This is a genomic window from Nitrospira sp. KM1 (assembly GCF_011405515.1).
Taxonomy (GTDB): domain Bacteria; phylum Nitrospirota; class Nitrospiria; order Nitrospirales; family Nitrospiraceae; genus Nitrospira_C.
Genome location: NZ_AP022671.1, coordinates 2322112 through 2335708, shown reverse-complemented (window position 1 = coordinate 2335708; position 13597 = coordinate 2322112). Strand labels below are relative to the sequence as shown.

General features: G+C 57.5%; 13 protein-coding genes. 10 read left to right on the top strand and 3 right to left on the bottom strand.

What is annotated here, in order from left to right; all coding sequences use genetic code 11:
• Positions 1-38: 38 nt before the first annotated feature.
• Positions 39-1076 carry a hypothetical protein gene (locus W02_RS10770; RefSeq protein ID WP_173047530.1) on the bottom strand — a complete coding sequence of 346 codons (1038 nt, stop codon included), beginning with the start codon at positions 1074-1076 and terminating at the stop codon, positions 39-41.
• Positions 1077-1430: 354 nt separating this feature from the next.
• Between W02_RS10770 and W02_RS10765 the strand changes: the two genes are divergently transcribed.
• The 4 genes from W02_RS10765 (at position 1431) to W02_RS10750 (ending at position 4601) form a co-directional block, all read left to right on the top strand.
• On the top strand, positions 1431-1760 hold the full coding sequence (locus tag W02_RS10765; protein WP_173047528.1) for a TRL-like family protein: 330 nt from the start codon (positions 1431-1433) through the stop codon (positions 1758-1760).
• A gap of 192 nt (positions 1761-1952) precedes the next feature.
• Positions 1953-2534: an outer membrane protein gene (locus W02_RS10760; RefSeq protein ID WP_173047526.1), complete on the top strand. Its 582-nt coding sequence runs from the start codon at positions 1953-1955 to the stop codon at positions 2532-2534.
• 124 nt (positions 2535-2658) lie between these two features.
• A complete protein-coding gene (locus tag W02_RS10755; RefSeq protein ID WP_232068516.1) occupies positions 2659-3525 on the top strand; it encodes an alpha/beta hydrolase in 867 nt (288 codons plus the stop codon).
• A 143-nt stretch (positions 3526-3668) separates the two neighbouring features.
• Positions 3669-4601 carry a VacJ family lipoprotein gene (locus tag W02_RS10750; RefSeq protein ID WP_173047524.1) on the top strand — a complete coding sequence of 311 codons (933 nt, stop codon included), beginning with the start codon at positions 3669-3671 and terminating at the stop codon, positions 4599-4601.
• A gap of 73 nt (positions 4602-4674) precedes the next feature.
• On the opposite strand, the gene W02_RS10745 is transcribed toward W02_RS10750, so the two are convergent.
• Positions 4675-5865, bottom strand: coding sequence for a glycine C-acetyltransferase (locus W02_RS10745; RefSeq protein ID WP_173047522.1), 1191 nt, complete (start codon positions 5863-5865; stop codon positions 4675-4677).
• A 23-nt stretch (positions 5866-5888) separates the two neighbouring features.
• The gene (gene tdh, locus W02_RS10740; RefSeq protein WP_173047520.1) at positions 5889-6923 is read right to left on the bottom strand and encodes an L-threonine 3-dehydrogenase; all 1035 of its coding nucleotides are present in this window, start codon (positions 6921-6923) and stop codon (positions 5889-5891) included.
• A 92-nt stretch (positions 6924-7015) separates the two neighbouring features.
• On the opposite strand from tdh, the gene W02_RS10735 reads away from it, so the two are divergent.
• From W02_RS10735 to W02_RS10710, 6 genes are all read left to right on the top strand, one after another.
• Complete coding sequence (locus W02_RS10735; protein WP_173047518.1) at positions 7016-7999, top strand: energy transducer TonB; 984 nt, start codon at positions 7016-7018, stop codon at positions 7997-7999.
• A gap of 12 nt (positions 8000-8011) precedes the next feature.
• On the top strand, positions 8012-8641 hold the full coding sequence (locus W02_RS10730) for a YceI family protein (protein ID WP_173047516.1): 630 nt from the start codon (positions 8012-8014) through the stop codon (positions 8639-8641).
• A 68-nt stretch (positions 8642-8709) separates the two neighbouring features.
• A complete protein-coding gene (locus W02_RS10725; RefSeq protein ID WP_173047514.1) occupies positions 8710-9711 on the top strand; it encodes a zinc-dependent alcohol dehydrogenase family protein in 1002 nt (333 codons plus the stop codon).
• Between the two features lie 57 nt (positions 9712-9768).
• Entirely contained in the window at positions 9769-10362 is a 594-nt protein-coding gene (locus W02_RS10720; protein WP_173047512.1) for a hypothetical protein, read from the top strand.
• Positions 10363-10383: 21 nt separating this feature from the next.
• Positions 10384-11325 (top strand): formylglycine-generating enzyme family protein, encoded by a 942-nt coding sequence (locus W02_RS10715; protein ID WP_232068515.1) that lies wholly within the window; start codon positions 10384-10386, stop codon positions 11323-11325.
• A 262-nt stretch (positions 11326-11587) separates the two neighbouring features.
• Positions 11588-13507 carry a cytochrome ubiquinol oxidase subunit I gene (locus tag W02_RS10710; RefSeq protein ID WP_173047510.1) on the top strand — a complete coding sequence of 640 codons (1920 nt, stop codon included), beginning with the start codon at positions 11588-11590 and terminating at the stop codon, positions 13505-13507.
• Positions 13508-13597 lie beyond the last annotated feature (90 nt).

Sequence of the window (13597 nt, the reverse complement as noted above, 5' to 3'; positions counted from 1 at the left end):
TCTTATAACCCGCCGATGTATTCGTTCGTCTCACGTCGTCAGAACGAGGTGACGGAGCCTTCGATTTCCACCAGCAGCTCCTCCCGGCACAGGTCGGCCTGAAGAAACATGAAATGATTCGAAGCCAACGGAGAGTGTCCGAGAGCTTTGCGGATTGCCGGGAGGTGGTCGGCGTGGCGCACATAGACCTTATAAGCCCCTCGGCTGCGCATGCCGCCGAATCGCCTGGGCGCCACTGATCCGGCATGTCCAAGAAGACAGAGCAGGTTGCGCACTATTTCCTTGGTCTGTTCTTCTGGGAAGCCAATGTGCGTACTGGCATGTCCGATTACGCTGGCGGTGCCGGAGATGAGCAGGTGCGTCTCGTCCCCGGTGCGACAGAGACTGGCACGGGAGAATGACGGACTGACCGGCCCATACATCCGCGGGTATTCGTACGCATGCGTTTGCCGCGGATTTCCAAGGCCGGCTGCAGGGCAGGCACCGGCGATGAACAGCAATTGTAGCGGCCCGGATCCGGTGCCCACCGCTGTGGCGGCCGGCAGTGAATCAGCGAGGTCGGGCAGCGCGGCTGAAAATGCGCGATGTCGCCCGACACAAAACCGGCGGTATCGCTCGAGTCCGCCGCTGATCTCGTTGATGCGAGGAAAATAATTCCAGATCCTCCATAGATGCGGGTAACGGGTCTGCCGGAGATGGTCCAGCAGATGCGTGTAAGCGGAATGGACGGTCGTATCGAGGCTGACACCGGGCCGTTCCAGGAGGTTCAGAAAGCCGACCATCAGATCGTTGGTCATCACCCAGGATAATTCCGAAGCATGATTGATTCGAACCGCTTGATCGGTAAACCAGACTTCACACAGCGGCGGACCTTCCAGCTGAGGCAGATCCAACAGGAGGACCGGGCAGCCGAGTAGAGGGAGCGGCGTGCGGCCAAACGCAATGATGACGAAGATCTGCGCACCGGTTTTTTCTAGCCAGGTCTTGAGCCGGGAAATGGGCATGTAGGCGACGGAGAGACCCGACGGAATATCCGGGACATCGTAGGGCTCCGGAGCCTGTTGAATACCGCTCATGCCACGTCACACTCCTCGTCCGGCGATGAATCAACTATCACCCTAGGCCTTCCAGTCCGTATCGGTGATCGATTGGATGCGACCGTGAGTCCCATTGTGTCTCAAGCCGTATCCTTAAACGAGGTATTTCACACAGGGTCATTTGAACCATATTATCTAAGGGTTTTTTGTCTTCCCGGTTGTTGCCCAAGCAGCCAAAATAATGGAAAATAAAGTCCCCATTGAGGTTCTGCCCCAACACGCAAATTGACAGGACCCGATGCTATGCATATACTCGCGCCTGTGATGATTGACTTGTCCACGTCTCATCAGCGCAGCCAGCATTCCTTAACTACACTTTCACAGGAGGAAAGTATGAAGAAGAAAGCCTATGTGCTGTTGTCGTTCGCCATGGTCAGCGTTATCAGCATGACGTTGGCCGGCTGTATGCCCGTGGCATCGCCCATGGTCGGCATCATTTATACGGAAGTGAAGTACGGAATGATCGCCACCACCTCCACGGCCACGCCGAAGGAAGGCAAAGCCTGCGGTCAGACAATCCTGGGCTGGGTTGCGACGGGTGATGCGAGCATCTCGGCGGCCAAAGCGGCCGGCGGTGTTACCAACGTGGCTCATATCGACCATTACGCCAAGAGCATTCTCGGAATCATCGGCGAATGGTGTACGATCGTCAAAGGCAGCTGAGCTGTCTGACTCCGTGCCTGTCTGCAAGGGGCCTTTGGGGTCATCCCAAGGGCCCCTTTCTTTTTGTGCGTTGTTGACGTGACAACGTCCCACCGAATACATGCGATGTGTCGCCCGTTCCTTCGGCTTCTGTTCTTTTTTGCTTGTGCGGCGCACAGCTCATGTTTCGCGTCCGAGGTCATCTCTTCGGATATGCAGGACGAAGAGCGAAACGATGTGTATTTGAGTGTGTATGCACTGGGAAGTTGGCCGATCAATAATGGAGTATTCTTCCAGACGGGCACGGTGCCCGACGCAAAAATCAGTGTCGGAGCGGGGGCCGGACTCAAGGTGGCCGTTTTCCCGTCAATCGCGAAGGGATTCGTCGGAGTTGAACTCGAATCGATCGGTCAAAGCACGGATATCTCGCTCCCGCTGACAACCGGTCCCGGCACGGGAGCCGTCGGCCGTGTGAATTTGTGGGCGTTCAACAGCATGGTCAATCTCATCGTGCGCTACCCCCATCTCCCGATGATGATCCCCTACGGTGGAGTCGGAGGCGGAATCTCTTCAGGAGTGCTGACTCACGCGGACATTCCCGGGCGCCCGGACAAGGATTTCGAGAGTTCATCGACGTTCGGGTATCAGTTTCTCGCAGGTGTCCAGTCGAACTGGTCGAAGAAGGTATTTGTCTTCGGGGAATACAAATATCTTGCGGCGAATTACCACTGGCAAAGAATGTCGCTCGACTTCCGATCGCATTACGGATTGATCGGAGTAGGACTTCGGTTTTAGGAGCTACACGTTCTCCGGCGTTACGCGACGGCAAGCAGACGCTCAGACGGTGTCAAATGCACCTATCGCTCTCATTGCGGTGATCACTACACGGGCAATCCGTTCGCCGCGACCTGTCCTTGATATGAAGACATCCGTCTCGTTCCCCGCGCAATCGATCTTCCGTAACATCCTGATGATCGGGTATGCTCCGTCGATTCATCCTCCTGATTCATGCCCCGGGTACGCGATGAGCCTTCTCGACCAACTGTTCGTCTTTCATCCAGATCCATGGCAGGACCGGGACTGGAAACAGGTCAGCGGGTTGCCTCTGGAGGATATCTGGTTTCCATCCGCAGACGGGACGAAATTGTTTGGGTGGTATGTAGAGACCGCAGCAGACCGCCCGGTCTTACTATGGTGTCATGGCAATGCGGGTAACGTGATCCATCGCCTGGAGAATTTGCGTGCACTCTACGCATACGGCTTCTCTGTCTTTATTTTCGATTATCGCGGATACGGCCGCAGCCAGGGCCGCCCTTCGGAGAAGGGGCTCTACGAGGATGCCATCGGAGCCTACGATTATCTCACAAGAGTGCGGATGCTGCGCTGGGAACGGCTTGTGATATTCGGGCGCTCTCTGGGCGCCGCAGTGGCAGGTGAACTCGCCGCCCGCAAGCCGGCCGCCGGCCTCATTCTCGAATCGGCCTTTCCGTCGGTGGAGGCCGTCGGCAAGTTCCTGTATGCCGGTCTGCCGGTCCATTGGCTCATCGGAGCCGAATTTCGGTTGATCGACCGATTGCCGCACTTGTCGCTGCCGAAGCTCGTCATTCACGGTGATCAGGACGATGTGATCCCTCTCGAACTGGGACGGCAGGTGTTTGAAGCGGCGAAACCGCCGAAGTCGTTCACGGTTATTCCCGGCGCCAACCACAACGACACCTATCACGTCGGCGGCGCCTCATATTTCACAACGCTCTCCGAATTTGCGATGCGTGCCATCCGGTCATGACAACCGCCGGCTGCTTCGTCGCAATGAAGAAAGAAGTGTTTGGTGATAGACGAAACTTTTGATAAAGTGCGCCCCGACGTTTTAACGATGACGGCCGATCCCGATTGTCATCGTTCGAACGGTCATGCAGGGGGGGCGTCGTAGTGACAGGTGGGCGTTGGTTCGCTCTGTGGTTCATGTGCCTGTTCGCCGGCGGGTGCGCGGAGCAATCCGCGTTGGTGACCTCCACGCCGGCCATTCATGATCAATCAGGCACCCGCTCCCTATTTGACATTCCAGGGACATCCTCCGCGCTGTCAGCGACAGGCGCGGACCCTCTCCTGGCCGCGGCCGCTCCGCCCATGCCTCCCCGAACCGATGCTGTGGAGGACGAGCCGATCGACCCGTTCGCCAATCTTTCAGACGCCGGCGATCAAGAAGAGTACGATCCTTGGGAACCGCTGAACACAAAAATCTTTGAGTTCAATCGGCACGTCGACCGGTACGTTCTCAAGCCGGTGGCCAAGGGATACAACTTTGTCGTACCCGACCTCGTCCAGGTCGGCATCAGCAATATGTTTTACAACCTCCGGTTTGCCCCTCGTTTTCTGAATAACGTATTTCAAGGCAAGGCCAAAGGTGCCACCATCGAAGTCGGAAGATTTCTGCTCAACAGCACGGTTGGAATCGGGGGATTTTTCGATTTGGCCAAAGAGGTCGACCTGGTCACACCCGAAGAGGATCTGGGACAGACGTTGGGATTTTACGGGATGAAACCTGGGCCGTACGTCATGGTGCCGTTCATGCAGCCGTTCACGGTGCGTGACTTGGTCGGGTATGTGGGTGATATCTTTTTGAATCCGATCAACTGGCTTGTCGTGCCGATCATCGAGGTCGAGGGTGTGCCGTCGGTGATCGCGCACAAAAACAGGTTTACGACAAGTATGGTGCAGATCGGCGCACGGGTAGGTGAAATCGTCAACGAACGGTCTCGCAACCTCGAAAATTACCAGGGCGTCGAAGAAGCCACGTTAGATTTGTACGCCGCCGTTCGGAACGCCTATCTCCAGCGTCGAGCGCAGGCCATCAAGGAATAGGTCTCAACGACTCCACCTCTGCCATGCATCAACCCCTATGGTTCGTGGTCATAACCGGTTGATGGCGGGTCGATCAAGAGATGACTTGGAGACGCCGGCCGACTCGTCCAAACGCCGCGACGGCCTGTTCGAGCTGCGTCCGCGTGTGGGCGGCCGACATCTGGACTCGGATCCGTGCCTGGCCCTCCGGGACGACCGGGTAACTGAATCCCACGACGTAGATCCCCTCCGTCAATAGATCATCGGCCATGGCGGACGCCCTGGCTGCATCGCCCAACAGGACCGGAATGATCGGGTGCTCACCCGGAACGAGGCGGAACCCGAGCCCTGTCAGCGCGCGCCTGAAATAGGCGGCATGTTCGTACAATCGTGCCCGCAAGTCGTCGCCCTTCCGCACGAGTTCCAATGCCTGCAGAGATGCCGCAGCGACCGCCGGGGGAAGCGCATTGGAAAACAGATAGGGCCGGGATCGTTGACGAAGGATCTCGATCAGGTTTGCTTTCCCCGACGTGAATCCACCGCTCGCGCCTCCCAGCGACTTCCCCAATGTCCCTGTCACGATCTCCACGCGTTCGCCTACTCCGAAATGATCCGGAGTTCCCCGTCCCTGTCGTCCCAGGACGCCGGTCGCATGACTGTCGTCGACGACCACTGCTGCGTCATAGCGGTCTGCGAGTTCGACGATCTGGTCCAGTTTGGCGAGGTCGCCGTCCATGGAGAAGACCCCATCGGTCGCGATGAGCCGAAGACGGCATTGACGAGCTTCGTTCAACCGGGCTTCGAGTTCGGCCATGTCCGAGTGCGAATACCGGAATCGCTTCGCCTTGCAGAGCCTGATCCCGTCGATCAGGCTGGCATGGTTCAGGGCATCGCTGATGATGGCGTCACGGTCGTCCAGCAGCACCTCGAATAAACCCCCGTTTGCATCGAAACATGAGCTGTAAAGAATCGTATTGTCCGTACCGAGGAAGCCGCTGATGGCTTGTTCAAGTTCCCTATGAAGGTCCTGGGTTCCGCAGATGAAGCGGACCGAAGCCATGCCGTACCCGTAGCGGCGGAGTCCGGCTATGGCCGCGTTCACCAAGTCAGCATGATTGGCCAAGCCCAGATAATTGTTGGCGCATAGGTTCAACACGTCTCCCTGCGAGACGCGAATGTTCGGTCCTTGCGGGCCGAGAAGATGGCGCTCGGATTTCTGAAGCCCTTTCGAGCGGATGTCGCGTAATGCGTCTTCGACGACGGTGTGAAATGATCGGTAGGCCATGGTGAGGTGTCGGTTTTTCTGCTTCAGGGAAACAACACGATTTTGCCGCATCGGCCCGAATTGATCAGCTCGAACCCGCGCGCAAAATCGTGCATCGGCATCGTGTGCGTCACAATCGGTTTGATGTTCAATCCGGCCTTCAACAGGCCTCCCAGACGATACCACGTGCTGAACAACCTCCTGCCGGTGATGCCGTAGACACGGATGCCCTTGAAGATGATTTCATTGGCGAGATCGCATGTGATCGGACCTGTCGGAATGCCAAACAGGGTCACCCGTCCTCCGTTCTTGACGGCACGGAACGCCTGATGCAGGGCATCGGGATTGCCCGACATTTCAAGGGATGCGTCGACCCCTTCGCCGGAGGTCATTTCACGGATGGCCTCGGCGATACGGTCCGGACCATCTATCCCGGGATTGAGTACGTGGTCCACGCCGACCTGCTTGGCCAGAGCCAGCCGGTATTCGCTGATATCGGAGGCGATAATCGTGGCCGCCCCCGCCGTTCTGGCCACCGCGGCGGCAAACAAGCCCGTCGGACCGCATCCGGTAATGAGCACGGTGTGTCCGGTGAGATCTTCAACCAGTGCGGCATCCACGGCATTACCCAACGGCTCCTGCACCGAGGCAAATTCTGGAGGCACCGAGGGCGACGTTTTCCACAGTACGCTTTCGGGGAGGACGACATACTCAGCGAACGATCCATTGCGATCAACTCCGAGGATACGGTAGTTCCGGCATACGTGAGCCTGTCCGGTGCGGCATTGGAAACACTCCCCGCACGTCAGATGGGATTCGGCGGCCACATAGTCACCCAGTTTGACCAACGTCACGTCGGAGCCGATTTCGACCACCTCGCCGCACATCTCGTGACCGATGATACGAGGGGGGTGGATGCGGCTGTGAGCCCACGTGTCCCAATTGTATATATGCGCGTCGGTGCCGCACAGTGAGGTGGCTTTGACACGGACCACCGCGTCGGATGGACCAGGAGCGGGATCCGGGCATGTCGTGAGTGTCAGTCCCGGTTGCGGCGCAATCTTGATCAAAGCGCGCATGACGACATTGTAGCTCACCCCGTCCGTCTTGCCCACACAGGAGAGAAAAAAACGGGTTGCACCCGTCTTGGAGGCATGGGTAGGATGCGCCTATGGCCGCTCGGCTTTACCGGAAACCCCTATTTTTGGCAGGGCTGGGTTCGGCCATTCTTGCCGGGCTGTTCCTCGTCGTTGAGTCCGATGCAGCCTCCCCAGCCGGCCAGACGCCTCCCAAACGTTGGACGCGATTCGAGCTCAGCCAGACCGGGACCGCGGGCGATGTCCAGACCGGCCAGCCGCTCGTATTGGACATTATCTTGGGGGGAGTCGCTCAAGGGTCGCTTCCGGTCGTGGCGATCTGCGAGTCGGTACTGTTTGAATCGCAGACGGCAACGTTGGAACCGGACAGCGAATCCTCCGGATTGAAGGCGACCTTGACCCTTGAACCGATTCCGATGAGCCGCACCTCCATCAAGCCGAAAGCCGCCCGCATTCAGGTGACGTTTGCCCGATTTAGGCAGGACAGGTTCGAGCGATTCATGCGCCGCATCGTCTATGTCACGTTGGATCGTCAGGAGGTTCCCACCGACAATCAGCAGCCGACGTCGGCCCGGTCTGAAGACCCCACACCAGGCGAGGCTGCTCCGGACGAATCTCAACCCGACGTACTACCAGTGACCGCTGAACCGCTGGCAGAGGAGGACCTGATGCCGTTGGCCGAGCCGGGGCAGGGGAAGGCCTATTGGCACCATGTGAGTCATCTGGTCAGCAGGAGCTGGGCCAAACAGGTGCGGGAGGTACGCCGCGGCCCGAGCAGCGAGACCGTCAAGGTCCGGTTCCGGTTGTTTTCCACCGGCCGGGCTCAGCTGATCGAAATCGAAAAGGGATCCGGAGCCCGCGAAATCGATGAGGCCGGAATTCACGCCGTGATCAATGCCCAGCCGTTCCCGCCGTTCCCCAACGAGTTGGGAGACGATTCCATCGATGTCCACGTGCGCATGAGAACCGGTTTGAAACCGAAGCCGCGCGACGTACAGCAGGTGACCGATCAGTCGGGCGGCAAGTCCGATGAACCGCCTACTACCCCCAAAAAATAGCAAAGGAGCAGCATGAAGACATCCGTTCGCTCAGTCAGCACTTGGACCTGCGCCTTCTCAGTCGTTGTGGCAGGATGGATCGGTTTGATCCCTCTCTCCGCGCGAGGCGAGGTCGCGCGTTGGAACGTCGATCCCGAACACTCGACCGTGGAATTTCGCGTCGCGCACATGGTCGTGTCGAAAACGACGGGACGTTTTACGGACTATACAGGCTTCGCCGAGATGGACGCCGAGGCGGGAACGTTCAAGGCTATCGAGGCCACGATCAAGACCGCATCGATCACGACTAACCATGAAAAGCGGGATGCGCATCTGAAGAATCCAGACTTTTTCGATGTCGAAAAGTATCCGACCATGACCTACAAAATGAAGAACTACAAGAAAACGGGTGACGGGTACACTGCGGTCGGAGATTTGACACTCCATGGCGTGACCAAAGAAGTCACGTTGACCGGCACGTTTAACGGCGTGAGCAAAGATCCTTGGGGCAACACCAGGGCGGGGTTCAGCGGGGAGGGAACGGTGAACCGAAAAGACTTCGGCATGGTCTGGAGCAAAGCCTTGGACAGCGGTGGATTCGTCGTTGGCGACGATGTTCATATCAAGCTGGACGTCGAATGCATCAAGGCCAAACAACCCTGACGGTGCCGGGTCGGCGTCCGGCAGGACCCGGGAGCTGTCTTCGATCGCATCCGGGAAAGATGTGATTCATGCACGCGATGGTTCTCAACGCCACAGGCCCTGTGGCGCGGAGTCCGTTGGAATTTTGCGCCGTCCCGGTTCCGGCGCCGGGCCCTACGGACGTTCTGGTACGCATCACGGTGTGCGGCTTGTGCCGCACTGATTTGCATGTGATCGAAGGTGAGCTCGATCGGCCCGCTCTTCCATTGATTCCTGGCCATCAGGCCGTCGGCGTCATTGAAGAGATCGGCTCGGCGGTGCGCGACCGCGCCGTAGGCCAGCGGGTTGGGATCGCATGGCTGCAAGGAACCTGCGGTCAGTGCACTTTTTGCCGCAGCGGACGAGAGAATTTGTGTCTTGACGCGCGGTTTACGGGCTATCAAGTCAACGGAGGATTTGCCGAATACGCGACCGTTCCGGAAGCGTTTGCGTATGCGATTCCCGAGGTTTTCGGTGACGAAGAGGCCGCCCCGCTCCTCTGCGCGGGCATCATCGGGTATCGAGCGCTGCGGCAGTGCGGAATTCGGCCGGGGCAGCGGCTTGGACTGTACGGCTTCGGCGCATCCGCCCACATTGCCATTCAGATCGCGCGCCATTGGGACTGCGAGGTCTATGTCTGTTCGTTAAAGCCGGAACATCGGCAATTGGCTCGCGAGCTTGGCGCTCGATGGGTGGGAGGGGCCGCCGACGTTCCACCTGTCGGGTTGCATGGATCGATCATATTCGCTCCGGCTGGTGAACTGGTGCCGCCCGCGCTGAGGGCCTTGGAACGGGGAGGCACGCTGGCGATCGCCGGAATTCACATGAGTCCGATTCCATCGATTGACTATGATCGTGACTTGTTCGGCGAACGCGTGCTTCGCAGCGTCACCGCGAATACCCGCCAGGACGGATCGGAGCTGTTAACGGTCGCTTCGGAAATTCCCATTAAGACGAGGACGACGCGCTTTGGCCTGCGGGATGCCAATCAGGCGCTTCAGGCGTTGAAGGCCGGTTCGTTTAGCGGCGCCGGCGTGTTGAAAATGATGTAACGGCGAGGTGTCGACCGGTACCATCCGTCCATGCTCGTTATGATACGATAGGCGGCTATGCGATTTTGCGTTCTCATGATCGGCGTGACCCTCATGTGGCTCGGACTCTCGATCCAAACCCTCGCATTGGAATTTACAGCGGATCAGATTACGAAGATCGACGGCCATACACGAAAGGCCTCGATCTATTATCGTGATCAAATGTGGCGCATCGAGCATCACTCGATGGGACCCGTGAACGTCAGCATCGTGCGCAAAGATAAACAGGTGGTGTGGCTCCTGCTGTCCCGCATGAAGCATTTCAAGACAGTTCCGTACGATGCGGAACAGGAACTGAATGTGACGGAAGCGCTGGAAGGGGAAGTGGCCAGGCAGGAAATCGGCAGGGAAGTGCGCGAAGGCCATCCAACCGTCCTCTACGAAGTGACGACGAAACAAGGCGAGTTGATAGAGCAGTTCTATCAATGGGTGGCGACGGACATTCATTTCCCAATGAAACTCGCGAAGAAAGACGGCAGTTGGATCGTGGAATATCAGCACGTTAAACTGCGGTCGGTGTCCGACTATCTATTCAATCTGCCGCTGAACTTTCATCCGCTCGAGGAGTTTCAGAAAGTTCCCGAGCCTGAGCGGCCTCAATCGGGAATGTAAATCTACACAGGAGGGGATGTCGTGCAGCGCAGGAATGTCATTTGCGGCCTCATGGTCGCGGGATTGTGTTGCGGTGGCGGGGCGGCGATCGCGCTGGATGTGGCTGATGTGACCAGAGAATGGACGGCGGAGGGCAAGAAGCTTGCGGCTGAGCGCATCAAACTTCCTGCGCACGATGAAATGGTCCGGATCCCGGCCGGCCCGTTCATCATGGGAAGCGACCGGAAGGTGGATAGGAATTCCTACGCCGCAGAGTATCCACAACGCAAGGTGCATGTGGATGCCTATGAGATCGACAAGTATGAAGTCACCACCGTCCAATTCTTAAAATTTGTCCTCGCCCACGATCTTCCCCCGCTCATTGATTGGCAGTATGACGGAGGAAACTTCCAAGACACGATGGCCAATCATCCGGTCATGCATATCTCATGGTTCGATGCCGACGCCTATTGCAAATGGGCGGGCAAGCGATTGCCGACCTCCGCGGAATGGGAAAAAGCCGCTAGAGGCGACGATGGGCGCATTTATCCCTGGGGCAATCAGCCTGCGGGCCTCAGCCGTGCGAACTTCGGCCGTACGGGGTTATCGGGACCAGTCCGAGATAGGCCGGAACGGCTGTTGCTATATCCGCCAATCGTCTCCGTAGACAAATACGAGAATGCGGTGAGTCCCTATGGGGTCTTTCAAATGGCCGGTAATGTAGCGGAGTGGACGTCCGACTGGTACGACTCAAATTATTACAAAACCGCATCCGACCGTAATCCTAAAGGCCCTGCGCAGGGCACCCAGAAGGCCTTCCGAGGCGGAGGATGGATTGACAGCACACCATCCGTGCGGCCTGCCCAACGAAACGGGACAGACCCGAACACGAAAATGAATTGGCTCGGGTTCCGTTGCGCACGTGACGTCAAGGATGCCGGTGAAGCCTCTGAGCCACCACCGCCGCAGTCTAAATTGGAATAGTCACTCGTAAGCTCCCCAAACGCGGTTCACGCCCTTCCCCGGCCCGCTCCTCCGTCTGTCCAGGATTTGGACTGTTCAATCATGCAGTAAACCATGACATGTCGTGAGCGCCACGATGGATCACGGGTTCTCTCTTCCGCCACGTGGAACGTCTGAAAGATTTCGGCCAATTCCGCACCGTTTGTACCTGTCGCATCGGCATACGGCTTGCTGAACCAACCATTAACCGAGTCTCTCACTGATTTGGTGAAGGAGGTTCATCATGTCGGGTGTACCGTCACGTCGGAACGGAATCATTCGGTTACTCAGTCTGCTCGGGGCATTCGCGCTCATGGTGATCGTGCTGGCAATGGCGTCACCCGTTCGTGGTGATGAGGGGGAATCCGCACGCGAACCGGGTTCTGAAGTCGGCCGGGACGTCTATTACAAGACCGAAGGGGTCATCAGCGGTCTGCCGGCTCCCAAGACGGTCGATAATGTCGAACACTATCCCCGATATAACTTCGAAAGCCGAGTGCTCATCTGGTTCGCAAACCAGCAACATCTCTATTACGGCAGTTTCGTGCTGGCCGTCCCGATCTTTTGCATGATCATCGAGCTCATGGGAATGGTGACAAAGGACAAAGCGTTGGCGAGACGGTATGATCAGCTTGCCTACGATTTCGTGAAGATCAGTCTCACCGCCTATTCGCTGACAGCCATCCTCGGTGGCATCCTCCTATTTACGTTTCTCACGCTGTACCCCACCTTTTTCGGATATCTCGCGAGCATTTTCCGTCCGGTCATGCATCTCTATGCGCTGCTTTTCGTCGCCGAAAGCGGGACGCTCTACATTTACTATTACGGTTGGGACAAGATGCGCGAGGGATTCTTGAAGTGGATCCACCTGAGCCTGTCCGTCGTGCTCAACACGATCGGCACCGTGCTGATGTTTCTCGCCAACTCGTGGATCGCATTCATGATGTCGCCTGCCGGTGTGGATGAGGAAGGGCGCTATCTGGGGAACATCTGGCATGTGATGCACACCGCGTTGTGGAATCCGCTCAACATCCACCGGATACTCGGAAACATGGCGTTCGGCGGCAGCGTCGTCGCCGCATACGCCGCCTACCGGTTTCTCGCGGCCAGGAATCAGGAAGAGCGCGCACATTACGACTGGATGGGCTATGTCGCGATGTTCATCGCCGTGCTCTTCCTCGTTCCGCTGCCTTTTGCCGGATACTGGCTGATGCGCGAGGTCTATGCCTACCGTCAGCAGATGGGGATTACGCTGATGGGGGGGCTGCTGGCCTGGCTGTTCATCATCCAGGCGACCATGATCGGCGCCCTGTTCCTCACCACCAGCTACTACCTGTGGCAGTGTTTGGGCCGCATGCGAGGAGCAGAGCACTATCAACGATACATTAAATATTTGGTGTTCATCATGACGGTCGGGTTTCTGGTATTCATCACGCCGCATACGATGGTGATGACGCCGGCCGAACTCAAGGCCATGGGAGGGCAGCAACATCCTGTTCTCGGCAATTACGGCGTGATGTCGGCAAAGAATGGTGGCATCAACACGATCATTGTGACCACGATTCTGAGCTTCATCTGGTATCAGCGTGGAAACAAGATTCCGACCGTCTCCTGGGCCAAATTCGGCAACATCTTCATGGGGACGTTTTTCTTCTTTGCCTACGTCAACATCATCTGGCTCGCCGTCTACGGGTATTACATTCCGGCGAACGTCCGAGTCGGATTATCGGTGCCGCAGGTGGCAACGACGCTGTCCTGTCTTGTGTTCATGACGGCGCTGAATCTGGGCATGCTGAAGGCAGCGAAGCAAGGAGGAACGGTCGAATGGGGTCGAATGTCCCCAAGATCCCAGTATGCCCTGATCATGCTCGCGACTGAATTTACTTGGATGATGGCGTTGATGGGGTATATCCGCTCGTCCGTCCGTCTTTTCTGGCACGTCAACGAAATCATGCGTGATAATTCACCCTGGGCGTATACGCATACGGTGGGATTCGCAGCCAACATGATCTCCTTCAATGTGTTGTTTTTCTGGACGAGCATTCTGTTCGTCTTTTGGCTGGCTTCATTGGCGGTGAAAAAGCAGCCCTCGCATGAACAGGAGAGTGCGAATGCGCCGCTTCCGCACCCCGCCGTCGCCATAAAATCGACTGGTCATACCTGACGTCAGCGCGATCGGCCAAGCGTCATGGTCATCGCGTCACCTCGCGAATGTCGCGACGATTGTCGCGACATATCGCGATCATGAAATCTC

Coding starts and splice junctions, on each gene's coding strand:
- W02_RS10770 (WP_173047530.1), bottom strand. CDS start 1,076: ATGAGCGGTATTCAACAGGCTCCGGAGCCCTACGATGTCCCGGATATT.
- W02_RS10765 (WP_173047528.1), top strand. CDS start 1,431: ATGAAGAAGAAAGCCTATGTGCTGTTGTCGTTCGCCATGGTCAGCGTT.
- W02_RS10760 (WP_173047526.1), top strand. CDS start 1,953: ATGCAGGACGAAGAGCGAAACGATGTGTATTTGAGTGTGTATGCACTG.
- W02_RS10755 (WP_232068516.1), top strand. CDS start 2,659: ATGAAGACATCCGTCTCGTTCCCCGCGCAATCGATCTTCCGTAACATC.
- W02_RS10745 (WP_173047522.1), bottom strand. CDS start 5,865: ATGGCCTACCGATCATTTCACACCGTCGTCGAAGACGCATTACGCGAC.
- tdh (WP_173047520.1), bottom strand. CDS start 6,923: ATGCGCGCTTTGATCAAGATTGCGCCGCAACCGGGACTGACACTCACG.
- W02_RS10735 (WP_173047518.1), top strand. CDS start 7,016: ATGGCCGCTCGGCTTTACCGGAAACCCCTATTTTTGGCAGGGCTGGGT.
- W02_RS10730 (WP_173047516.1), top strand. CDS start 8,012: ATGAAGACATCCGTTCGCTCAGTCAGCACTTGGACCTGCGCCTTCTCA.
- W02_RS10725 (WP_173047514.1), top strand. CDS start 8,710: ATGCACGCGATGGTTCTCAACGCCACAGGCCCTGTGGCGCGGAGTCCG.
- W02_RS10720 (WP_173047512.1), top strand. CDS start 9,769: ATGCGATTTTGCGTTCTCATGATCGGCGTGACCCTCATGTGGCTCGGA.
- W02_RS10710 (WP_173047510.1), top strand. CDS start 11,588: ATGTCGGGTGTACCGTCACGTCGGAACGGAATCATTCGGTTACTCAGT.